At 68.6% G+C, this 22,976-nt stretch carries 18 protein-coding genes; 10 read left to right on the forward strand and 8 right to left on the reverse strand.

All coding sequences use genetic code 11. From position 1 onward, the window contains the following. The first annotated feature begins 50 nt into the window (after window positions 1-50). From KQH53_13615 to KQH53_13660, 10 genes are read left to right on the forward strand one after another with little or no spacing between them, the layout of a single operon-like run. Window positions 51-590, forward strand: coding sequence for a TRAP transporter small permease subunit (locus KQH53_13615; protein ID MCB2227711.1), 540 nt, complete (start codon window positions 51-53; stop codon window positions 588-590). Next, window positions 580-1,965: a TRAP transporter large permease subunit gene (locus KQH53_13620; GenBank protein MCB2227712.1), complete on the forward strand. Its 1,386-nt coding sequence runs from the start codon at window positions 580-582 to the stop codon at window positions 1,963-1,965. Before KQH53_13615 ends, KQH53_13620 begins: the two co-directional genes overlap by 11 nt. Before the next feature lie 20 nt (window positions 1,966-1,985). Further along, window positions 1,986-2,468 carry a universal stress protein gene (locus KQH53_13625; GenBank protein MCB2227713.1) on the forward strand — a complete coding sequence of 161 codons (483 nt, stop codon included), beginning with the start codon at window positions 1,986-1,988 and terminating at the stop codon, window positions 2,466-2,468. Further along, entirely contained in the window at window positions 2,468-3,679 is a 1,212-nt protein-coding gene (locus tag KQH53_13630) for a respiratory nitrate reductase subunit gamma (GenBank protein ID MCB2227714.1), read from the forward strand. The genes KQH53_13625 and KQH53_13630 overlap by 1 nt, the downstream gene beginning before the upstream one ends. Beyond that, window positions 3,669-5,060, forward strand: coding sequence for an FAD-binding protein (locus KQH53_13635; protein ID MCB2227715.1), 1,392 nt, complete (start codon window positions 3,669-3,671; stop codon window positions 5,058-5,060). The genes KQH53_13630 and KQH53_13635 overlap by 11 nt, the downstream gene beginning before the upstream one ends. Before the next feature lie 2 nt (window positions 5,061-5,062). Then, window positions 5,063-6,166 (forward strand): (Fe-S)-binding protein, encoded by a 1,104-nt coding sequence (locus KQH53_13640; GenBank protein MCB2227716.1) that lies wholly within the window; start codon window positions 5,063-5,065, stop codon window positions 6,164-6,166. A gap of 16 nt (window positions 6,167-6,182) precedes the next feature. After that, a complete protein-coding gene (gene gcvH, locus KQH53_13645; GenBank protein MCB2227717.1) occupies window positions 6,183-6,608 on the forward strand; it encodes a glycine cleavage system protein GcvH in 426 nt (141 codons plus the stop codon). Window positions 6,609-6,645: 37 nt separating this feature from the next. Further along, entirely contained in the window at window positions 6,646-7,803 is a 1,158-nt protein-coding gene (locus KQH53_13650) for a (Fe-S)-binding protein (protein ID MCB2227718.1), read from the forward strand. 19 nt (window positions 7,804-7,822) lie between these two features. Then, window positions 7,823-8,491: a 4Fe-4S binding protein gene (locus KQH53_13655; protein ID MCB2227719.1), complete on the forward strand. Its 669-nt coding sequence runs from the start codon at window positions 7,823-7,825 to the stop codon at window positions 8,489-8,491. A gap of 9 nt (window positions 8,492-8,500) precedes the next feature. Then, window positions 8,501-9,505 carry a lipoate--protein ligase family protein gene (locus KQH53_13660; protein MCB2227720.1) on the forward strand — a complete coding sequence of 335 codons (1,005 nt, stop codon included), beginning with the start codon at window positions 8,501-8,503 and terminating at the stop codon, window positions 9,503-9,505. On the opposite strand, the gene KQH53_13665 is transcribed toward KQH53_13660, so the two are convergent. The 8 genes from KQH53_13665 to KQH53_13700 form a co-directional block, all read right to left on the reverse strand. Beyond that, window positions 9,502-12,768: an efflux RND transporter permease subunit gene (locus tag KQH53_13665; protein MCB2227721.1), complete on the reverse strand. Its 3,267-nt coding sequence runs from the start codon at window positions 12,766-12,768 to the stop codon at window positions 9,502-9,504. The genes KQH53_13660 and KQH53_13665 overlap by 4 nt on opposite strands. Then, window positions 12,758-13,834: an efflux RND transporter periplasmic adaptor subunit gene (locus KQH53_13670; protein MCB2227722.1), complete on the reverse strand. Its 1,077-nt coding sequence runs from the start codon at window positions 13,832-13,834 to the stop codon at window positions 12,758-12,760. The genes KQH53_13665 and KQH53_13670 overlap by 11 nt, the downstream gene beginning before the upstream one ends. Beyond that, the gene (locus KQH53_13675; GenBank protein ID MCB2227723.1) at window positions 13,824-15,323 is read right to left on the reverse strand and encodes a TolC family protein; all 1,500 of its coding nucleotides are present in this window, start codon (window positions 15,321-15,323) and stop codon (window positions 13,824-13,826) included. The genes KQH53_13670 and KQH53_13675 overlap by 11 nt, the downstream gene beginning before the upstream one ends. 98 nt (window positions 15,324-15,421) lie before the next feature. Further along, on the reverse strand, window positions 15,422-18,451 hold the full coding sequence (locus tag KQH53_13680; GenBank protein ID MCB2227724.1) for a DNA polymerase III subunit alpha: 3,030 nt from the start codon (window positions 18,449-18,451) through the stop codon (window positions 15,422-15,424). Then, on the reverse strand, window positions 18,451-19,653 hold the full coding sequence (locus KQH53_13685; GenBank protein MCB2227725.1) for a hypothetical protein: 1,203 nt from the start codon (window positions 19,651-19,653) through the stop codon (window positions 18,451-18,453). Before KQH53_13685 ends, KQH53_13680 begins: the two co-directional genes overlap by 1 nt. A 198-nt stretch (window positions 19,654-19,851) precedes the next feature. Continuing rightward, on the reverse strand, window positions 19,852-21,168 hold the full coding sequence (locus KQH53_13690; GenBank protein MCB2227726.1) for an AMP-binding protein: 1,317 nt from the start codon (window positions 21,166-21,168) through the stop codon (window positions 19,852-19,854). After that, window positions 21,165-22,523: a radical SAM protein gene (locus KQH53_13695; protein ID MCB2227727.1), complete on the reverse strand. Its 1,359-nt coding sequence runs from the start codon at window positions 22,521-22,523 to the stop codon at window positions 21,165-21,167. The genes KQH53_13690 and KQH53_13695 overlap by 4 nt, the downstream gene beginning before the upstream one ends. Beyond that, entirely contained in the window at window positions 22,513-22,974 is a 462-nt protein-coding gene (locus KQH53_13700; GenBank protein MCB2227728.1) for a C-GCAxxG-C-C family protein, read from the reverse strand. Before KQH53_13700 ends, KQH53_13695 begins: the two co-directional genes overlap by 11 nt. Window positions 22,975-22,976: the final 2 nt, after the last annotated feature.

Raw genomic sequence — 22,976 nt, forward strand, 5'->3', positions numbered from 1 at the left:
CCGCTCCCTCGCCCAGACCCCGGCCCGTCCGGGGCATTCGGAGACGGCTCATGAGCGGCGATTCTCACCAACCACCGGCCATTTGTAAAAAGTTGGACCGGTTTGTCATCAAGGTGGGCAAGGTGGCTGCCTGGAGCAACTGCCTATTGGTGCTGGCCATCATCCTCAACGTGGTGCTGCGCTATGCCTTCGGCAAGGGCCAGGTGTGGCTGGAGGAGCTGCAATGGCACCTCTACGGCCTGGCAGTGATGATCGGCCTGTCCTACTCCCAGGCCATGGACTCGCCCATTCGGGTGGACATCATGCACCAGCGCTTCTCGCGCCGGGGCAAGGCCTTTTGGGAGATCGTGGGCTCCCTGTTGTTCCTGCTGCCCTGGGTAGCGGTGCTCATCTACATGGGCGTTGATTTCTGGACCGAATCCTGGCGGGTCAACGAGGCCTCGGACTCTCCCCTGGGCCTGCCCTTCCGCTGGATCATCAAGGCGGTGATTCCCATCTCCTTCGCCCTTTTGGGCACGGCTGGCATCAGCCGCTTCATAGCCAGCATCGCGGTGCTCGCCGCGCCTCGGGGGGATCGCCATGCCGGTTGAAGACTATCTCGTCATAGCCATGTTCCTCACCTTCGTGGCCTTCCTGTTCACCGGCTACCCGGTGGCCTACGTGCTGGGCGGGGTGGGCGTGTTGTTCACGGTGGTGGGCTATTTCTCGGACATGTATTTGGGAACCCTCACCGGCCTGGATTTGATGACCCTGGGCATGTCGGTGAACCGGGTCTACAAGTTCATGGACAACTGGGTGCTGGTGGCGCTGCCCATGTTCATCTTCATGGGCCTGATGCTGGATCACTCCGGCATCGCCGAGAAGATGATGAACGCCATGCAGAACCTCTTCGGCAAGGTGCGGGGAGGCCTGGCGGTCACGGTCACCATGATCGGCATCATCCTGGCCGCCTCCACCGGCATCATCGGCGCCTCGGTGGTGCTGTTGGGCCTGCTGTCCATGCCGGCCATGATGGCCCAAGGCTACTCGCGGCCCTTGGCCCTGGGCACCATCGCGGGCTCGGGCACCCTGGGCATCCTCATCCCCCCGTCGATCATGCTGGTGATCATGGCCGACCAGCTCGGCCTGTCGGTGGGCGACCTGTTCATGGGCGCGGTGGTGCCCGGCGTCATCCTGGGCGCACTCTACATCACCTTCATCCTGGTCTACTGCTTCTTCAAGCCCGACGCCGCCCCCCTGAGCCCGGACCGCAAGCCCTTGCAGTGGCGCATGGTCTGGGACGTGTTCAAGACCATCCTCCCGCCCGCCGCCCTGATCCTGGCCGTGCTGGGCTCCATCTTCGCGGGAATCACCACCCCCACCGAGGCTTCCGGCGTGGGCGCCCTGGGGGCCACCCTGTTGGCCGCCTACAACAAGAAGCTCAGCTTCAAGGTCATCAAGGAAGTGACCTTCGCCTGCTTCAACACCACGGCCTACATCTTCGCCATCTTCCTGGGGGCAACCACCTTCGCCCTGGTGCTCAGGAGCCTGGGCGGCGACGAGTTCATCTCCGCCGCCCTCACCGGCATCCCCCTGGGGCCCCACGGCATCATGTTCGTGGTCCTGGCGGTGATCTTCATCCTGGGCTTCTTCCTGGACTGGATCGAGATCACCCTTATCGTGCTGCCGCTCTTGGCCCCGGTTATCAGCTCCCTGGGCATCCACGTGGACGGCCACGGCGTGGTGGAAAACCCCGAGCTGGTGTGGTTCGTGGTGCTGGTGGCGGTCAGCCTGCAAACCAGCTTCCTCACGCCACCGGTGGGCTTTGCCTTGTTCTATCTGAAAGGCGTGTGCCCACCGGACGTGCAGCTAGTCGAAATCTACAAGGGCGTGGTGCCCTTCATCATCCTGCAGCTCATTGGCCTGGTGATGGTGGCCATGTGGCCTCAGCTGGTCATATGGCTGCCCACGGTGGCCTACCAGTAGGCAGCGATTAGGAGGGCCCCATGGCGGTCAAGATTCTGTTGGCGGTGGATTTTTCCGGCTACAGCGGCGACACGGTGAAGCTGGCCGGCGAGCTGGCCAGCTGCCTGGGCGGCGAGCTGGTGGCGCTGAACGTGCTGCACCAGCGCGTTGTGGACGAGCTCCGCTTCATCCAAGGCACCACCGAGCTGCTTGACTGCGAGCAGGCGGTGGCCCAACGCAAGCAAGGCCGCCAGCAGCGCCTGGAAGAGCTGGTGCAAGAGTACGGCCTAACGGCCCGCTGCCTGGTGGAGATCGGCGTGCCCTGGGAGGCCATCCTGGACGTGGCCGCCCGCGAGGAGGCGGCCTACATCGTCATGGGCACCAAGGGCCGGGGCGACTTCGCCCGCACCATGCTGGGCTCCAACGCGGACAAGGTGTACCGCCATAGCCCGGTGACCGTGGTGTCGGTGCGCGGCGACAAGCACCGCGAGCACCTTGGCCGTGCGCGGGGCGCGGGGGCCTGATGCGCCGCCTCCTGCCCATAGGCGGGCTGTTCCTGGCCGCGCTGGTGCTGGTCCTGGCTTGGTCCGCTCCGGCGGCGGCCATGGCCAAAGCCGACGCGGCCTGCCTCCAGTGCCACGCCTCCGAAGGCCTGGCCGACGGCAAGGGCCAAGACCTGGGCCCGCACGCCGAGCTTTCCTGTGTGGAGTGCCACCAAGGCGCCCAGCAGGTGCCTCACGAAAACATCACCCTCGCTTCCTGCACCGACTGCCATCTGCCCCACAACGAAGAGGCCAGCGGCGACCTGCACGCCGGGGTGTCTTGCCAGGCCTGCCACTTCGGCGGCGAGGCCGGTCCCCACGCTCTGGTGCCGGTAAAGAACCAGGCTTCGTGCAAGCGCTGCCATTTTGAGGGCAACCAGATTGGCGCGCCCGCCGCGGTGCTGCCCCCCAAGAGCGCGCTGTGCCTGGCCTGCCACACCGCCACCCTCAGCCTGGCCGACTGGCCCTCGCGCATCGCCCTGGCCTTGCTGCTTCTGGGCTTCGTCGGCTCGCTGGCCTTCTGGCTCAGCGGCGGCGGCGCGGGCCCGGCCCCGAATCACAAAAGCGCCTGGCGCATCGGCCCGGCCCTGAGCGCTCTGCTCCTGGACGGCCTGTTGCAGCGCCGCTTGTGGCGTCTGTCGCGGGGCCGCTGGCTGGTGCACGCCCTGATTTTCTTGCCCTTAGCCGCGCGCCTAGCCTGGGCCTTGGCAGCCCTGGTGCTGGGGCGCTGGGCCGTGGGCAGCTATTTCACCCAAGCTCTCTTGGCCAAGAACCACCCGGCCACGGCCCTGTTCTTAGACCTCACCGGCCTGATGATCCTGGCAGGCGGCCTGCTGGCCCTGGGCCGCCGTTTGGCCCGGCGGGGCGCGGCCCTGCCCGGCCTGCCCCGGCCCGACTGGCCCGCCCTGGCCCTCATCGGGCTCATCGTGCTCAGCGGCTTCATCACCGAGGGTGCGCGCCTGGCGCTCACCGGACACGGCGGCGCGCCCTGGGCTTTAGTGGGCGCGGCGCTTAGCCACCTGTTCACGCCGGGCCCGGCCCTGCAAAGCGCCTATGCCTGGCTGTGGTACGGCCACGCCATCTGCTACGCCGCCTTTGTGGCCTATCTGCCCTTCAGCCGTTTGCGCCATATCCTGCTGGCCCCCCTGTGGCTGGCTATCCGGGCGGGCGGCGAGACCAAACATGGAAAGTGACATGACACCCGAGATCAAGGACAAGCTCCGCTCCATAGTGGGCGAGGCCAATTTCAGCGACCAGCTCATCGACCTGGTGAGCTACTCCTCCGATGCCTCGGAACACGCCCACCGGCCTGACGCGGCGGCGTGGGCCGAGAGCGCCGAGCAGGTGCAGGCCATCGTGGCGCTGGCCAACGCCGAGGGCTTCCCGGTCACCGTGCGCGGCGCGGGCACCGGGCTCTCGGGCCTGTCGGTGCCGGCCCAGGGCGGCCTGGTCCTTGACCTCAGCCGCATGGACCAGATCATCGATATCAGCATCGGCGACCGGGTGGCCGTGGTGCAGCCCGGCGTGGTCTACGCCGACCTGGCCAAGGCCCTGGAGCCGCACGGTTACGTGTTCCCGCCCGACCCGGCCTCGGGCAAGGCCTGCACCCTGGGGGGCAACGTGGGCACCAACGCGGGCGGGGTCAAAGGCGCCAAGTACGGTACCACCCGCGACTACGTGCTGGGCCTGACCGTGGTGCTGGGCGACGGCCGCCTGATGAAGACCGGCAACCGGGCCATGAAGAGCGTATCGGGCTTCGACCTCACCCGCCTGTTCGTGGGCAGTGAGGGCGCCCTGGGCATCGTCACTGAGATCATCCTCAAGATCAGCCCCAAGCCTCTGGCCACGGCCACCACCCTGGCCATCTTCGACGACCTGGAAGACGCGGGCCGCGCGGTGAGCGGGGTCATGGCCAGCGGGGTCATCCCCAGCGTGCTGGAGATCCTGGGCCGCGAGACCCTCAAGGCCATCAACCAGAACACCGAGCTCAACCTGCCCGAGGTGGACGCCATGCTCCTGGCCGAGACCGACGGCTACACCCAGGGCGAGGCGGACTACCAGATGGAGCGGGTGGTGGCGCAGTTCCAGGCCCACAACGCCCGCGAGGTGAAGCAGGCGGAAAGCGCCGAGCAGGCGGCCGGGCTGTGGAAGGCGCGCAAGAGCTGCTATGCGGTGCTGGCCCGCATCCGGCCCAACTTTTCGCTGGAGGACATCACCGTGCCCATGAGCCAGGTGGCCCCCATGCTGCGCGGGGTGCAGGAGATCGCCGCCAGGCGCAAGGTGCAGATCGCCACCTTCGGCCACGCCGGGGACGGCAACCTGCACCCGCAGTTCCTCTACGACGCCAAGGACCCGGCCGAGAAGGAGCGGGTCGAGGCCGCGGCCGGCGACCTGTTCCAGCTGGCCGTGGACCTGGGCGGCACCCTCACCGGCGAGCACGGCATCGGGCTGTCCAAGGCGCCCTACATGGCCATGGAGCACGACCCGGTTGCTCTGGACCTGATGCGCTCCATCAAAAAGGTCTGCGACCCTCACAACATCCTCAACCCCGGCAAGATGGCTTTGGACGAATAAGCATGTCTGACGAACATCCCTTGTTGGAAAAATTCCGCGATCAGATTCAGCGCTGCTCGCGCTGCGGTTTCTGCCAAGCCCACTGCCCGGTGTTCGGGGGCACCCGACGGCCGGCCCTGAACGCGCGCGGCAAGATGCTGCTACTCAAGGAAGTGCTGGACGGACGCCTGGAGTTGGGCGAGGAACTGGTGGAAAGCCTGTTCCAATGCACCACCTGCGCCTCCTGCGCTACCAATTGTCCCTCTGGGGTGGATGTGCCCGCCATCATCAAGGCAGCGCGCAAGGAGATGGTGGGTCTGGGCACTTGCCACCCCGCATTTTCCGGCATGGACCAGGTGCTGGACGACCACGACAACATCTACGCCGAGGACGACCCCGAGGACTTCGACCGCGAGCGGGGAAACCGGGCGGAGGTGGTCTACTTCATGGGCTGCGTGGGCCAATACCGCGAGGAAGAGGCCACCGAGGCGGCCCTGGACCTCCTGGACCACCTGGAGGTGCACTACACCCTCATCGACGAGGTGTGCTGCTCCGGGGTCTTGGAGGACGTGGGCTTCAGTCTCAAGCCCCGTCTGGCGAGCGCCAACATCGAGCGCATCCTGGCCACCGGAGCCAAGACCGTGGTCACCGGCTGCCCCTATTGCTATCGCACCTTCAGCGAGCAGGATGCCTACGCCCCCTTGCGCGAGGCGGGCCTGGAGATAATGCACCTGAGCCAATTCCTGACCGGGCGCGACCTGGGCCTGACCAGCGACCTGAAGGTGACCTACCACGATCCCTGCGACCTGGGCCGCCATTGCGGCATCTACGACGAGCCGCGCCGGACCATCAAGGCCGTGGCCCCCAACTTCGTGGAGCTGGCCGACAACCGCCAGGACGCCCTGTGCTGCGGGGCCGGGGGCGGGGTGCGCGGGGCCTATGCCAAGAACTCCCTGGCCATGGCCCGCCGCCGTTTGTCGCAGGTTGAGGAAAGCGGCGCTGAGGTGCTCTTAACCGAGTGCAACTCCTGCGTGCACAACCTGTCCAACGCCAAACTGCGCGCTCAAAAATTCCGAGTTATGACCACCCCTCAGTTCCTCATGGAGCTGATCGAAGATTCCGAATAAGTACGAGGTGCCTGTCATGGAAATTAGCGGCTACAACTTCCCGGACGAGCTTTACTACGACCCGGAGCACTACTGGGTGCGCGTGGAGGGCGACGAGCTGGTCATGGGCATGGACGATTTTGCCCAGAAGCTGGCCGGAGACATCGTGTTCGTGCAGCTTCCTGACGAGGGCAAGAAGCTCAAGAAGGGCAAGAAGCTGGCCAAGGTGGAGTCCGGCAAGTGGCTGGGCAAGATCCTCTCTCCGGTCAACGGCGAGCTCATCGCGGTCAACGAGGAGCTGGAGCTGAATCCCGAGCTGATCAACCAGGACTGCTACGGCGCGGGCTGGATGTATCGCCTGCGGGCGGGCGACCTGAGTGAGATCGAGGATCTCATGCACGGGGAGGCGGCGGTGCGGCCCTGGGTGGAGGCCGAGATCGCCAAGCACGCCAACGAAGGCTAGAACTTTGGACAACCGTCTCTATAGCAAGGGGCAGCTCATGTCCCTGGAAGCCTGCACCGGCTGCGCCGCCTGCGTGGATGCCTGCCCCGCGGTGAACGCCTCGGGCGACGGCAAGCTCTCGGGTTTCTACCGTTTGGACTGGCAGCGGAGGGCGGGCCGAACCGGCAGCGGTTGGCTGCGGCGGCTGTTCGGCGGGCGGCCTCCCAGCGAGGATGAGTGGCGCGCGTTTTCGGAGACGGTGTTCCGCTGCACCTTGTGCGGCAACTGCGCCGAGGTCTGCCCCTCGGGCATCGGGCTCAAGGAGCTGTGGCTCAACCTGCGCCAGGAGTTGGTGGAGCAAGGGGCCTACCCCTCCAAGGTGGACCTGATCCTGGAGAACCTGGCCGAGAGCCACAACGTGTTCGGCGAGGAGCCCGACGAGCGGGCCGAGTGGGTGGAGGACCTGGACGACCCGCCGGACGACCTGTTCATCAAGGACCAGGCCGAGGTGGTCTACTTCACCGGCTGCGTGGCCTCCTACTTCCCCCTGGCCCAGCAGATACCCGTGGCCCTGTCCGAGGTGCTGCAGACGGCGGAGGTGGACTTCACCCTCCTGGGCGAGGACGAATGGTGCTGCGGCTTCCCCCTGCTCAGCGCGGGCAACCTGCCCGTTGCCCAAGAAATGATCGAGCACAACCTGGCCGCCATCAAGGACAAGGGCGCCCACGAGGTGGTCTTTGCCTGCCCCTCTTGCTACATGATGTGGCGCGAGCACTACCCCAAAGCCGGACTCAAGCTTCGCCACGCCACTCAGTTTTTGGATGATCTTTTGGCCTCGGGCCGCCTGCCCCTGGCCGAGCGCAAACTAACCGTGACCTATCACGACCCCTGCGACCTGGGACGGGCCGCGCGGGTCTTCGAGGCCCCCCGGCGGGTGATCCGCGCCTTGCCTGGGGTCGAGTTGGTGGAGCTGGCCGATAACCGCGAGAATTGCCTGTGCTGCGGGGGTGGGGGAAATTTGGAGATGATCGACCAGCAGCTCAACGCGGGGATCGCCCGGCGCAAGGTTGAGCAGGTGCTGGCCACCGGGGCCTCGACGGTGGTCAGCGGCTGCCAGCAGTGCCTGCGCACCATGGCCACCCACGCCCGGCGCAACAAGCTGCCCCTCAAGGTAATGGACGTGGCCCAACTGGTGCGGGCCTCCCTGGACATTTGATCTGGCTTAGGTGGGGAGCATGAAAGACCAAGCGCGGGACCAAGAGCTTGCCAAACGCCTGCACACCTTCGATGGGTGGGTGCGGGAAGGAAAGATACCCAGCTCCTCCAAGATCATCCCGGTGCGGCAGTCGGTGGAGTGCTTGCAGTGGGTGTTGCCCACCCAGCAGGTGCTGGAGATACTGCGCAATGCGCGCTCCTTCGCCCTGGCCGACTGCCTGTGCCGCACCACCTACCAGCGCTGCGACAACCCGCGCGAGACCTGCTTCTACCTCAACGACGTGGCTGACCAGAAAGTCGAGAAAGGCATGGCCCGGAGGGTCAGCCTGGCAGAGGCCTCCGAGGTGCTCAAGCTGGCCAACCAGCACGGCCTGATCCACCTGACCATCTACAACCCCGAGCAGCACGTGTACGCGCTCTGCAGCTGCTGCGAGTGCTGCTGCCACGACATCGCTTTCATGAAGCAGTTCGGGCGGCCCGATCTGGTGGCCCATGCCGACTACGTGGCCGAGGTGGACCCGGAGGCATGCGTGCAGTGCGGCGCGTGCGTGGAGCGCTGCGTTTTCGGCGCCCAGAGCGGGGAGCCGGGCGCGGTGGTTTTCCGGCCGGACAAATGCTACGGCTGCGGGCTGTGCGTCACCACCTGCGCTGCGGGCGCCATCCACATGGCGCTCCGGGCGCGGCAGTAGAATAAGCCCATGCCGTCTTCACGCCGCGGCGCGATGCACCTATATCGCCTGGGTTCGGTCTCCTGGCAGGAGAGCCAGCTGGCCTACCACGCCCTGGCCCACCTGGGCCGCGAGGGCCTGGTGCTCTGCTCGCCGGAGCGGCCTTATCTGTCGGTGGGCTACTTTCAGGACCCGGCCCAGGAGCTGGACCTGGACTACTGCGCCAGGGCCGGGCTGCCGGTGTTCCGCCGCGAGGTGGGCGGCGGCGCGGTGTACCTGGATCGCAACCAGCTCTTCTGGCAGGTGGTGCTTCGGCGTGAGCATCCCTTGGTCAGCCTCAACCGCCAGCGCTTCTATGCGCGCCTCTTGGCCCCGGTGGTGGCGGCCTATGGCGACCTGGGCGTGACCGCCCGGGTGGCCCCGGTCAACGACGTGGCCGTGGGCGAGCGGCGCATCGCGGGCACCGGCGCGGGCGAGATAGGCCAGTGCGTGGCCTTTGTGGGCAACCTCATGCGCTCCTTTGACTGCGCGGCCATGGCCCGGGCCCTGCGCGCCCCGGGCGAGGCCTTTCGCCGCTGCTTTCAGGCCTACATGGAACAGCAGCTCACCTCCCTCAGGCGCGAGCTGGGCCCGGAGCGCGAAGCCGCCCTTGACGACGAGGCGCTCTACCAGCGCATGGCCTATCGCTTCGACGAGGTGCTGGGCCCCCTGGAGGAGCACCCCCTGGACGATGAGCTGCGCGGGGCCATGGAGCGTCTGGGCCGCCGCCTGCTCTCGCCGGAGTGGACCTTCAAACCCCGCCGCGCCCGGGCCCTGCGCCAGGTCAAGGTGCGGGCAGGACTCTATCTGCACCACTGGGAGGGCGGCCAACCCCAGGCCCCGCTACGTGCCCACTTCATCAGCCAGGACGGCAAGGTGATCGAGCTGCACCTCACCGGCCGGGCGGACCTTGCCGCCGAGCTATCCCGCCAGTTCCTGGGCGCGGACGTGCGCGGTCTGCAAAAGTACCTGAACAGCCTGGCCGCAAGCGCCTAAGCGTTCGCCTCGCTCCCCGCGAATTTCTTGTAGTACAACGCGTAGTAGGCCACCGGCACCACCAGCAGGCTGAAGGCGGTGGAAGCGGCCAGGCCGAAGATGAGGGCCCAGGCCAGACCCGAGAAGATGGGGTCCAGGGTGATGGGCCAGGCCCCAAGGGCCGTGGTGGCTGCGGTGAGCACGATGGGCCTAAAACGCACCGCTCCGCTGGCCAGCACCGCGTCCTTGAAGCCGCGCCCCTCGTCCATCTCGTTGTGCACGAACTCTATGAGCACCACCGAGTTGCGGATCACGATGCCGCCCAGAGCGATCATGCCGATCATGCTGGTGGCGGTGAAGAACACCGGGTTGGGCCAACCGGCCACCGCGTCCCCGGCCACCAGGTTGAGTAGCCAGAAACCGGGCATGATGCCCAGGAGGGTCAGGGGTATGGCCAGCATCAACAGAACCGGCACCGTGAACGAGCCGGTCTGCACCACCAGCAGTATGAAGATGCCGATCAGCGCCGCTCCGAAGGCCAGGCCCAAATCGCGGAACACGCGTAGGGTGATGTGCCACTCGCCCTCGCCGTCCCAGGCCACCGACACCCCGGGCGGAAGCTTGACCTTTTCCATGCGCTGTTGCAGGTCCAGGATCACCGTGGCCGGCGAGCGCCCGGCCAGCTCGGCGTAGGCCATTACCACGGGCCTGAGGTCCTTGTGCATCACCGGCTGTTCGGTAGGTGCTTGCACGAAACGCCCCAGCTCGCCCAGGGCCACGTGGCCGCCCGAGGCCGTGGCCACGGGAAGCTGGTTCAACTCCTCCAGGCTGCTGCGGCTCACCCGCGGCAGGATCAGGCGTATGGGCAAGGGTTGGCGTTCGTGGGCCAAGTGCACCGTGGCCGGCTGGTCGCCGCCCAGGGCCAGGCGCAGGGTGGCGGTGATGCGCGCCGCGCTGATGCCGTGCAGCGAGGCCTTCTCCTTGTCCACCACGAAGTCCCAGCGCGGGCGCTCTGCCTCGGAGGAATCGTCGATGTCCACCACCTTGTCCTCGGCGTGCATCACCCCGCGCACCTGGCCCGCGGCCTTCACCAGGTCCGCGTAGGGCGTGCCCGGCTCGCCGTAGACCTCGGCCACCACCGTGGCCAACACCGGCGGGCCGGGCGGCAACTCCACCAGCTTCAGGTTGGCCCCGTGGCGGCCGGCGATTTTCTCCAGGTCGCGGCGGAGGCGCAGGAGAATCTCGTGGCTTTGCTGCTCGCGCCGGTCCTTGGGGGCCAAGTTCACCCGGATGTCGGCCACGTTGCCTCCCTGCCGGAGGTAGTAGTGGCGCACCATGCCGTTGAAGTCCATGGGCGAGGAACCGCCCACATGGGAGGTGTAGTTCACCACCTCGGGCACCCCGGCCAGATAACGCTCCAGGGCCCGCACCGCCCGGTCGGTGGTCTCCAGGGTGGTGCCTTCGGGCAGGTCCAAGACGAGCTGGAACTCGTTCTTGTTGTCAAAGGGCAGCATCTTCACCGGCACCTGGCGCAGGGCCACCAGGGCCACCGAGGCCGCCAGGGCCAGCACGATAGCCCCGGCCAGCCCCCAGCGCAAGGCGCGATGCTCCAGAAAAGGCTTCACCGTGGCCTGGTAGGCCCTTCGCAGGCCGGGCGGGGTCACCTCTTTCGCCTCGCCGGTGATCGTCTCGCCCTGACAGTCAACGGCCGGGGCTCGGTTCTTTAGCAAGCGGTAGCAGAGCCAAGGCACCACGGTAAGGGCCCACACGGTGCTGAAGGTCACGGTCAGGGGCACGTTGATGGCCATGGGGGCCATGTAGGGGCCCATCATGCCGGTGATGAAAAACATCGGCGCGAAGCTGACGATGATGGCCAGGGTGGACATGATCACCGGCGGCATCACCTCGTTGACCCCCACCAGGGTGGCCTCCAGGGGGTTGCGCCGCCCCAGGCGGATATGGCGCTGGATGTTGTCCACGTTGGTTATGGGGTCGTCCACCACCAGGCCCAGGGAAAGGATCAGGGCGAACATGGTCACCCGATTGATGGTGTAGCCGAAAAGGTAGTTGACGAACAGGGCCATGGCAAAGGACAGGGGCACCGCGATGGCCACCACCAGAGCCTCGCGCCAGCCCAGGGTGAAGGCCAACAGGGCCACCACGGTGAGCACCGCGAAGAACAGCGAGTTCATCAGTTCGTCGCTCTTCACCTGGGCGGTCTGGCCGTAGTTGCGGGTCACGGTGAGCCCCACCCCGGCGGGCAATATCTGCCCTTTGAGCTTGTCGGCCCGGGCCAGGATGTCCTCGGCCACGCTCACCGCGTTGGTGCCGCGCTTCTTGGCCAGGGCGATGGTCACCGCGTTGAGGCCCTGACGGTCGGTGGGCAGGCCCTGGCGAGCCAGCCAGCCCCGCCCGAAGCTCATGCGGGTGTAGGCGGTCGCCTCGGCCGGGCCGTCCAGGATGCGGGCCACGTCGCGCAGATATACCGGCCGGCCCTGATGCACCCCGACCACCAAGGTGCCCACCTGCGCCGGGGTCTGCAAATAGGCGTTGCTGGTCACCTGAAACACCCGGTCGGCCTGATCCATGCGCCCGGCCAGGGCGGCGGCGTCGGCCCCGGCCAGGGCCCGCCGCGCAGCCAGGGGGCTTATGCCGTAGGCGGCCAGGCGCTGGGGGTCCAGCTCCACCCGCACCTGGCGGGCGCGGCCACCGTAGATGCCGGTGCGCGAGATGTCGGGCACCCGCGAGAGATGGAAGAGCATCTCCTCGGCCATGCGCCGGAGCTCGTAGTCCGAGTAGCGCGACGAGTGCAGGGTGAGATTGACGATGGGTACGTCGTCGATCTCCACCGGCTTGACCACCCAACCCCGCACCACGGAGGGCACCTGGTCGGCGTTCATGGCGATCTTGTTGTAGAGCTTGATCAGGGAGCGCTCGCGGTCCTCGCCCACGAAGAATCTTACCGTGACCACGGCCTGACCCCGCTGGGCCCGGGAGTAGACGTGCTCCACCCCGTCGATCTGCCAGAGCAGGCGCTCCAGGGGGGTGGTGACCAGGCGCTCCACCTCGGCGGCGCTGGCCCCGGGCGCGCTGACCATCACGTCGGCCAGGGGCACCACGATCTGGGGCTCTTCCTCGCGGGGGGTGAGCATCACCGCCGCTGCCCCCAGGCACACCGCCAGAATCATCAGCAGCAACGATAGCTGCGAAGTGACAAAGGGCCGCACCAGCCGGGCCATGAGGCCCAGGCGCGGCTCGCCGTTTTGGCTGGGATCAGCGGGCATGGCCCTCGGCCGGAATCAGCACCGTCTCGCCGCCCTTGAGGCCTGAAAGCGCCTCGAGCATGTCGCCCTGTCGGCGGCCGGTGGTCACCATCACCTTTTGCCAGCGGCCGTCCTGCTTGACCATGACCATCTCCAGCTGGCCCACCCGGCTCACCGCCGCGGCGGGCACCAGCACCGCCTTGCGCTTGCCCACCGGCACCAGCAGGCGGCCGAACACGCCGGGGTAGAGCCCGGCCTCGGTCGGCAGGCCCACCTTCACGATGAAGGTGCGGGTGGCCGGGTCGGCGGCGGGCACCACCTCGCGCACCTCGCCGCTAAGCACGCGGTCCAGGGAAGGCAGCTCGACCTGGAGCTTCTGGCCGGGATGCACCCGCGCGAAGAGCCCCTCGGGCAACACCGCCTCCAAACGCAGGCCGCCCTTGGCCTCCATGGTGAGCAGCGGCCTCCCGGGCTGGGCGCTGTCGCCGGGCTCGGCCAGGCGTTTGATCACCCGGCCGTCGGTCGGGGCGCTCACCGTGGTATAGCCCAGAGCCACCCGTGCCTCCTGCTCCATTTCGCCCGCGCGGGCCACCTGGGCCTGGGCCCGCTTGAGCCCTTCGGTGGCCATCTCCATCTGGCGGGGAGTGGCGGCCTGGCCCTTCAAGAGCTGGGCCACGCGGCTGTGCTCGGCCTTGGCCCGGGCCAGCACCGCCTGTGCCTCGGCCATGCCTTGCCGGGCCTGGGCCAGGCGGGCGCGGTACTGCCGGTCGTCCAGCTTGACCAGTTCCTGCCCCTGCTTGACCATCTGCCCGGCGCGCGCCTCCACCTTGAGGATGCGCCCCGGCACCTGGGCCTCCACCCGTATCTCGCTCACCGGCTGCACCGTGCCCACGGCCTGGTGGTTCACCGGCAGCTCCACGGCTTTGGTCTGGGCCTCGCGCCCCGCCGGAGCGGCCTTTTCCCGGGCCTCGATGCGCCCAGGCCCGATCTTGCCGAAGTCCAGAAAGCCGCCGGTATAGGCGATGAGCAGGGCCAGGGCCAGGCACCCGGCCACCAGGCCGATGAGGCGGATCGTCTTAGCGGGCATCTTTGGCCTCCTGCCTTGCATAGCGGGCCCACAGCCCCAGGGACCGGGCCAGGTCGGCCTCGGACTTGGCCTGGTCGTAGCGGGCGGCGGCGGAACGCTGCCGGGCCCGGCTCAGGTCCAGCTCGGCCTCCAGATAGCGGGTCACCGTGGCCGCGCCGCCGTCGTATTGCCGCTGCACCAGAGTGAGCGACTCGCTGGCGCTACGCACGCTGGCCGTACTCACCCGGCCCCGCGCCTTGGCCTCCTCCAGGTTCAGGTACGAAGAGCGCACCTCCAGCTGCACCTGGCGGGTGGCCTTGCTGTCCGCGGCCAGGATGCGCTCCAAACGGGCGGATGCCGCGCGCACCTCGGCCGGGGTGGAGAAGCCGGTGAACAGGTCCCAGTTCAGGGTGAGCCCGGCCACCCAGTTGGCCTTGTTGGCCTCGAACTCTCCGGGCGTGGCCGCGTCCATATACAAACGCCCCCGGGCGTCCAGGGTGGGCAGATAGCCCGCTTTGGCCTGGTCCAGGCCCATGCGTGCCTGCTCCACCTGGCGGCGGGCTTTCTTGAGCTCGGGCCGAAGCTCCAGGGCCACGGCCAGGCCGTCGCGGTAGGCGGGCGGAATCTTCACCCCCGGCGATTTGCCTTCCACCGGGGTGAACTCCGCGTCCGGGTCCGCGCCCATGAGGTTGGCCAGGGCGGCCAGGGACAGGCGGTAGTTGTTGCTGGCCCGCACCAGGGACTCGTGGGCCGAGGCCAGGCGCACCTCCAGGGAGAGCACGTCGGACTTGAGCGCCCCGCCCGCCTCGTGGCGCACCCGCATGGCCCTAAGCTGCGCGCCCACCGTCTTTTGGCTGTCCTTGGCGATGGCCGCGAAGTCGCGCGCGGCCAGGGCGTTATAATAGGCCTGGATCACCGAGGCCACCAGGGCGTTCTCCACGCTCTGGCGGTCCAGGCGGCTTATCTCGGTGCCGGTCTCGGCCATGCGCCGGTTCAGCAGGTCGCGGCCGCCGCGATAGAGGTTCCAGCCCGCGTTCAGGCCCGCCTCGAAGTTCTGGAAGGTGCCCGGCTGGTTGAAGTTGACGTTGTTGCCCAGGTCGCGCTGGTCGATGGTCGAGAAGAGATAGGCGCTGGGCGCATCGCCGCGCTGATAGGAGCCGCTCACCCCCAGGCGGGGCCAGAAGGCGGCCTGGGCCCGCGCCACCAATGCCTCGCTCTGGCGGATGCGGGCCAGGGCCATCTGCTGGTCCGGGCTGTGGGCCAGAGCCAGGCCGATGGCCGCGCGCAGGTCCAGCTGGGCGGGCAGCTTCACCTCAGGCGGGACCGTAGGGGCCTCGGCCTTGCTCGGCGTCGCGGCCGGAGCGGCCGGGGCCACCGCCGGAGCTTGCCGCTCCTGCTTGATGGCCTGATAGGTGTACTTGTCCCCCGTGGCGCAGCCAGCCAGCAGCGCGCCGCCCAGGAGAATTAGAAGCAGGGAGCATCCCCGCGTTTTATTAGTGCATCGGCGCATGGGCTATATTCTGGTGTGTGAGGGATCGCCGTTTCAAACCCTGATAAGACTATAGCATTTTCGGCAACCCGCCATTTTGCAAGTAGAAACTAAAATCATTATTCCCCTCGCCCATTTGGGCCCATGCTGGCGGCCCCTTGCCGGCCCACCGGGGCCGCGTTCTCCACGTTGAACGTCGCCACCCCGAAGTTCTCCTCCACCCGGCCATCCAATATATAAGGCCGCGACCAGTCCAGCATCATGGCGAAGCGGCGGTAGGCGCGGGGGAAAAAGGTGGTCTCCACCAGGCCGGTCTCGTCCTCGAAGGTGAGGAACTGCATGGGCTCGTCGCTCTTGGTCCACACCGTCTTGCCGGTGATGAGCCAGCCGGCCAGGCGCATACGGCGGCCCACGTAACGCGCCAGGTCGCGGGCCTTGGCGATGCCCTTGCCCTTGAGCGCCCGGGCGAAGAGCACCATGGGGTGGCGCTCGGGCAAAAAGCCCAGCACCGCGTACTGGCGGCGCAGGCGGGCCAGCTCGTCGCCCGGCGGCAGGGGCGGGGCCACCGGCGGCGGCGCGGCGGGAAACAGGCCCTGGTCGCGGCGGGCCAGGTCGCGCTCCCGGCGGGTCCGGGCCAAACGCCAGAGCAGCTCGGCCGGGTCCGCGCCGGGATGCAATTCCCCGAAGGCCCCGGCGTGGATCAAGGCCCGGGCCTCGTCCTCCTCGGGCCGCGCCCGATGCAGGAAGTCCTCTATGTTGGCGAAGGGCCGCGCCTCCCGCGCCGCCAGGATGCGCCCCATGCTCTCCCGGCCCAGGCCCTTGAGAGCCATGAGTCCCACCCGCAGCCCGCGGCCATGCCCGCTCCAGGCCACGCCGCTCTGGTTCACGCAGGGCGGCAGCACCCTCAGCCCCAGGCGGCGCGCCTCGGAGACATAGGCAAAGGCGGAGTAGAAACCGCCCTGGTTGGAGATCACCGCGGCCATGAACTCGGCCGGGTGGTGCGCCTTGAGGTAAGCCGCCTGGAAGGATACCCGCGCGTAGCTCGCGCTGTGGGGCTTGCAAAAGCTGTATCCCGAGAAGCTCATCATCATGTCCCAGATGGCGTCCAGGCGCTCCCGGCTCACTCCCCTCTTTCGCGCCCCGGCCATGAACTTCTCCTTGTAGTCCAGAAGGGTGCGCCCCTTGTCCTTCCAGGACATCACCTTGCGCAGGCGGTCGCCCTCCGCGTGGCTGAACCCGGCCAGGGCCACCGCCGCCTGGGAGACCTGCTCTTGGTAAACCATGATGCCGTAGGTCTCGTTCAATATCGGCTCCAGCAGGGGATGGATGGGCTCCCAGGACGCGCCGTGCAGACGGTGCAGATACTCCTGGATGTAGTCGTTGGCGGCAGGACGGATGATGCTGGAGTGGATCACCAAATGCTCGTAGTCCCCGCGCGCCGCCTTTTCCTGCAACAGGCGGGTGGCCGGGCTCTCGATGTAAAAGCAGCCCATGGTGCGGCCCCGGGCCACCAGGGCCTGGGTGGCCGGGTCGTCCTCGGGCTGCCAGCCCGCCTCGTGGAAAGCTCCGCCGCCCGCCCGCACCGAGGCCACCGCGTCGCGGATCACGGCCAAAGAGCGGTTGCCCAAGAGGTCTATCTTCACCAGCCCCGCTTCCTCGGCCCCGTCCTTTTCCCACTGGATGATGGGCACGCCCTTGGGCGCGGTTTCCAGGGGGGCGTAGGAGTCGATGGGGCCGGGGGTGATCACCACCCCGCCCACGTGCACGCTGATGTGGCGGGGGATGCCCACGATGGCCTGGGCCGCGGCCAGCACCTCGGGCCAGGGCGCGGCCAGATCGGCCTTGGCGCCCGGCGGCAGTGCCTGGCGCTTGGGGTAAAAGCCGGTGTGCCCCTCCGCCGGCCCACGCAACCAGGGCAGATGGCGCATCACCCGCTTGATCTCCTGCGCGGGCAGGCCGTGGACCTTGGCCACCTCGCGGATGGCCATGCGTCCCTGGAAAAAGATGTGGGTGGCCACCATGGCCGCGCGGCCCGCGTATTGCGCGAGCACCGATTCGATCACCCCGTCGCGCTCGTCCCAGGCGAAGTCCACGTCAATGTCCGGCGGGTCGATGCGCTGGGGATGGATGAAGCGCTCGAAGTAGAGGTTGAACTTAAGGGGGCAGACGTTGGTGATGCCCAGGGAGTAGGCCACCAGCGAAGCCGCGCCCGAGCCCCGGCCGCAGATGCGGGGCGAACGCTTAACGATGTCCTCCACCACCAGGAAGTAGGAGGAAAAGCCCTTGCCCGCGATGATGGCCAGCTCGTGCTCCAAGCGGGCCCGGGCCGCGCCGGGCAGAGGCTCGCCGTAGCGTCCGGCGGCCCCGGCATAGGCCCGCGCGCGCAACACCTCGTCCGCGCCGCGTCCCTGGGCGTCCTGCCAGGGCGGCATGATCACCCCCGGCGCGGGCACGAAGGCCAGGCGTTCGGCCAGGGCGGCCGCCCCGTGCAGCGCCTCGGACAAGGGCGCGAAGCGCTCAGCATACTCATCCGGCCCCGCCAGCAGGGCGTCGGGCGGGGCCAGTTCGCCGGGCTCGAGCCGCGACAGAGTGGTGTTGGCCGCGATGGCTTTTAGCACCCGGTGGCGCTCGCGGTCGTTGGGCTCCAAAAAGCAGGCGTCGCTAATGGCCGCCAAAGGCGCGTCCAAGCGGCGGGCCATGCGGCGCAGCTCCAGGGAAGCGCCCGTCGGGCGGCGGGGCAAGGCCGCCCATGCGGGCACGCCCTGCCCTTGCCAAGCGGCCAGCAGGGCCGGGTGGTCGGTGAGCACCGCCAAACCCTGGCTTTCCTCGGCCACGGCTTGCGCCAGCCTGAAGCCCTCCTCTCTATGCCGCCGGGTGAGCAAACGGCAGAGGCTGGCGAAGCCCGTCGCGTTCTCCACCAGGCACCAGGTCCGCGCCCCGCCGCCGGGTTGCGTCACCTCGGCTCCGATGACGGGCCGCAGGCCCTCCTCTCGGCAAGCCCTGCGGAACTCCCACAGGCCGTAGAGGTTGTCCCGGTCGGCCAGGGCCAGGCAGCCAAAGCCCAAGGCCTTGGCCCGCCTGGCCAGGGCGCGGGGCGAGGCGGTGCCGTGCATGAGCGAATAATGCGAGCGCACCAGAGGCAGCACCATCAGGCCGCCTCCAGGCCGCGCCCCAGGCGGATCTTGTCCGCGCCGTGACGGCCACGGATGGCGTCCAAGGCGGCCAGCAGGGCCTCGCCTTGGGGCGGCGGCGCGTCCTCGGCCGCAAAGGGCAGCTCCATCTGGGCGGGCGGGAAGGTCAGGCGCGCCAGGCTCAGGCGCAGGTGGCGGATGCGCACCCGCCGGGTCCAGGCCGAGGCCAGGCAGTCTCGGGCCAGGCCGAAGAGCACGAAGTCGTTGGCCGTGCCCGGCGCGTGGGCCCGCTGGCGAAAGACCCGCGCCCCGTCGCTGTAGTCCAGGGACAGCACCAGCCGCCGGGCCACCCTGCCCTGCCTGCGCAGGGCGGCCCCGCCCCGCTCCACCAGCCGCCACAGGGCCGCCTCCACCGGCCGCACCCGGTTGGTGTCCTCGCCGAACTCATGTCCCAGACGCACCACGGGCGGCTTGTGCCCCAGGGGCAGCACGGGCGAATCGTCGCGGCCGCGCAGGATGCCCTCCACCTGCCCGGCCCGTGGGCCGAAGACCACGGCCAGGTGCTCCCGGCTCCAGGCCAGGGCCTGCTGCACCCGGTGCAAATGGTAATCGCCCAGGGCCAGCAGATCGCCGCGCTCCAGGCCGGGCAGCAAAAACAGGGGCAAAGGCCGCAGGAAGCTTTCCTCATCGCCGTGAGCCACGATGTGCTCGCCGCGAGGCTTGACCACCCGGGTGGCCACCTTGGCCACCAGCTTGTTGGCCGCCAGCCCCCAGATGGGGTCCAGGCCCAGCTCGCCGCGCACCGCCCGCCGGATGCGCTGGGCCACGTCCTGGGGCGGGCCGAAGAGCCGTCCCGTGCCGGTGAGGTCCAGAAACAGATGCCCGCTGTCCTCCTCGGCCTCCACCAGGGGCGAGAAGGGCGCGGCCCGGGCCAGCAGCTCGGCCATGGCCCGCTCGTAGCGGTGGGGCCGGGGCGCGGCTACACGAGCCTCGCGGCACAGGCGCGAGGCCCGAGCCAGGGGCATGTGCTTGCGCACCCCGGCCTGAAAGGCCTCCTCGCTCATATCGAACACCCGCGCCCGGGCCGCACCCTGGGGGGCCACGATCACCGGACGCTCGCGCAGCGAGGCGTCCTCCAGGCGCTCCACGGCCACGGCGAAATCGGCCACGTTTAGGTGGATCACCGCGCGGGGGCGGTCGGCTGACCATACGGGCGGCATGGCAGGCTCCGGCGGAAGAGAGTCACATGAGGTCTGGGTTATGACTCCAGGTTACCGCCGGGCGAACAATTAGTCAACACGTGTATAGTTTGTATTGCGAGGCGGAACCCGCCTCCGGGGGGCCTCCCCTGGCGGGGGGTACTCAGGTTAAGGAGTGGTAATAATTAGATGTTACCGAAAGGCCTCGCCGCCGGGGCCTCACTGCGCCGCGCCAAAGGTGCGCTTGGCCGTGCCGTCGCTGGGCCAAGGCTGATCGGTGAGGCGCACCGGGCCCAGTCCCAAGCCGCCGGCGGCCATCTCGGGCAAGGCGGCCAGGGCCTCGCGCGCCCGTTCCGCCAGGGTGGAAGCCGCGCTTGGCGATGCCCGCAGGATCAACTCCAGACGGCGCTCTGCCCCCTCCCCCACCAAGGCGGCGCGGTAGTCCAGCAGCCCGGGCAGGGCGAAGAGCGCCTCGTCCAAGCGCCACAAGGGCAGGCGCGCCCCGTTCCCCAGATCAAGCACGTTGCCCAGGCGGCCGGGTACCCGGGCCAGGCGGGGCGTGAAGCCGCCGCAAGGGCAGGGCTCGTCCAGCAGGCGGCCCAGGTCGCCGGTGCGGTAGCGCAACAGCGGCATGGCCTCTCGGGTCAGGGTGGTCAGGACCAGCTCGCCCTCCTCGCCCGGCGGCAGCGCCTCGCCGCTGTCCGGATCGATCACCTCGTAGTAGAGGTCCGCGCCGCGCAGGTGATAGCCCTGGTGGGCCGCGCACTCCACCCCGCCGCCCAGGCCGCTCTCGGTCATGCCGTAGTGCTCGAAAACCTCGCATCCCCAGGCCTCATGCACCCTGCGGGCCAAGGCTTGGGGCACGTAGTCGGTGGTGAGCAATACATTGCGCAGCACGCCCCGCAGGCAAGCGGCCTCGGGATGCTCGGCCATGGCCAAGACCTGCACCGGGATGCCCACCATGCAAGCGGCCCGCGCCTCGGCCGCAGCGCGCAGGGCCTGGCCCGCGTCGCCCACCGGGCCATGGTGTACCCCTCGTGCACCCAGAAGGCTCAGGCCCCGGGCCAACAGATCGCCCACGCTGTCCGGAGTGCGCCCGGGCAGGAGTATCAACACGCTGTCCCCCGGCCCCACCATGGTGCTCATGCCGTGGTGAAAAAAGTCCACGGTCAGCTCCAGGTCAGCGTCGCTGAAATAGACCCGCTTGGGCGCGGCGGTGGTGCCCGAAGTGCTCAGGGTCACCACCCGGGCCACCTGGCCCTGAGACACGCAGAGCATGGCCAAATGATGCTCGCGCAAATCCGCCGCCGTGGTGAAGGGCAGAGCGGCCCAGTCCTCCAGGCGCGGCGGGATGCTCATGGGCAGGTGGGCCAGGCGCTCCCGTTGCCAGGGGCTGTGTTCACGCGCGTGGGCCAGCACCGCGCGCAATTTGGCGAGCTGATATTCTTCCAGCGCGGCCGGGTCTGGATCGCGCCCCTCCGGCAGGCCCAGCTTGGCGGCCAGCCAAGGGTGCAGCGGAGTGCGGGCCACGGTCATGGCCGGTAGAGCCGTTGCCCGCGGGCGCTGGTCAGGTTGTACAGGCAAAAGGGCACCCGGCGTCCGTCCGGGGCAATCTGGTGAATGCAGCAATCACGCACCCGCTCCAGGTCCAGGTTCCAGACGTCCTGAAAGGCCATGGCCGATACGGACAAGGTGCGCTGCCGGGCCAGGGAGATGAAATCGTCCAGGGCAATGGGGCCGTCGCAAGCTGCGGGCTCCGACGCGGCCTGGGGCGACAGAGGGCCGGCGGGCGCGGCCCAGTTGCGCGAGACCCGGGCGATGGTGCGCAGCGCCCCCTGCTCCGCCGGCTCGGGGCGGGGGCAACAGGCCGGGTCATGCCCTTGGCTGAGCGCCTGCACCCGGCCGTCGGGGTGCAACAGGAAGTTGCCCTGAAAAGAGCACAGAGAGTTTTCGCAGCCCGGCGGCCGGAAGCTCTCCACCGGAAAGCATCCTTCGCTCTGCTGGTCAATGGCCCGCATCAGCTCGGGCAGGGTGAGGCGCTCGCCGCCCTGCAGGCCGCCGGGGTAGCGCCCGAAGCGGCTCATAGGCTGGAAGTGCACCGCCCGCACCACTGGCGTGCGCTCCTGGGCCAGGGTCAGGATGGGCCCCACCTGGTCCAAGTTGATGCCCGGCACGATGGTGGGCACCAAGACCACGCCCAGACCCAGCTGAGCGCAGGCATCCAGGGCGGCCAGCTTTTCAGCTAGCAAGGGCCGCCCGCGCAGCTTCTGGTAGGCCGCGTCGTCCACGGCGTCGAACTGCAAAAACACCGAGGCCAGCCCGGCGTCGGCCAAGGCCTGGCCATAGGCGCGGTCCCGGGCCAGGCGCAGGCCGTGGGTGTTCAATTGGATGAAGCCGAAGCCCAGCTCACGGCCCAGGGCCACGATGGCGGGCAGGTCGTCGCGGGTGGTGGGCTCGCCGCCCGAAAGCTGGATGTTGCAACCGCCGCCGCTCTTCAGCAAGGCCCGGTACCAACTCTCGATCAGCTCCAGGCTGGGCTCGGGGCCCTTGGCCGGGGCGTCGGCGTAGCACACCGGGCAGCCCAGGTCGCAGCCCGTGGCCACGTCCATGACCGCGGTGCAGGTTCGCTGGCGATGCTCGGGGCACAGGCCGCAGTCAAAGGGGCAGCCCGCGTCCACTCGGGTCTCGCTGTAGGCCAGAGGGGCCGGGGTCTTGGGGCGTTGCCAGGTGGCGAACTCCGGCGGGCCGCGCCAGATCAGGGTGCGAAACTCGCCGTGCTCGGGGCATTGCTTGACCTGGTAGACATCCTGCCCCGCGAACTCGCGGCGGGCCGGGATGCGGGCCAGGCACTCCGGGCACAGGCTTTGGCCCTCGGCGGGGTCAGTATTCATCCACATGCCCCGGGTCGGCTGGGTCGAAGCCATGGGCCACGAGCAGCTCCATCACCTTGGCAAAGGCCTCGGCCACCATTTCGCCGCATTTCTGCTGGGGCTGGCGAGGGGCGTCAGCCCCCAGGATGGCCTCGCAGGTGGTGCCGCCGTTTTCGCCTTGGGCACGCGCGGCGAACCACTCGCCCAGCTCTTGCAGCATGGGCATGAAGGCGGGCGACTCCTCCTCGCCTTGGCCCCCCTTGCCCGCATACAAGGCCAGCACGCAGGCCCCGCCGCTGAGCACCCCGCAGGTGCCCGCGCCCATGCCGCAGCCAAAGGCCAGCCCGGCCAGGGCGCGAATCATATCCGGGTTCTCGCGCCCCTGGGTCTCCAGGGCCAGAGCCATCATGATCTGGCTGCAATAGAGGCCTTGCGCGGCCAGGCGCATCACCCTGAGCATGGTGTCGTCCATGT

The sequence above is a fragment of the Desulfarculaceae bacterium genome (genome assembly GCA_020444545.1).
In the GTDB taxonomy this organism is placed as follows: domain Bacteria; phylum Desulfobacterota; class Desulfarculia; order Desulfarculales; family Desulfarculaceae; genus Desulfoferula.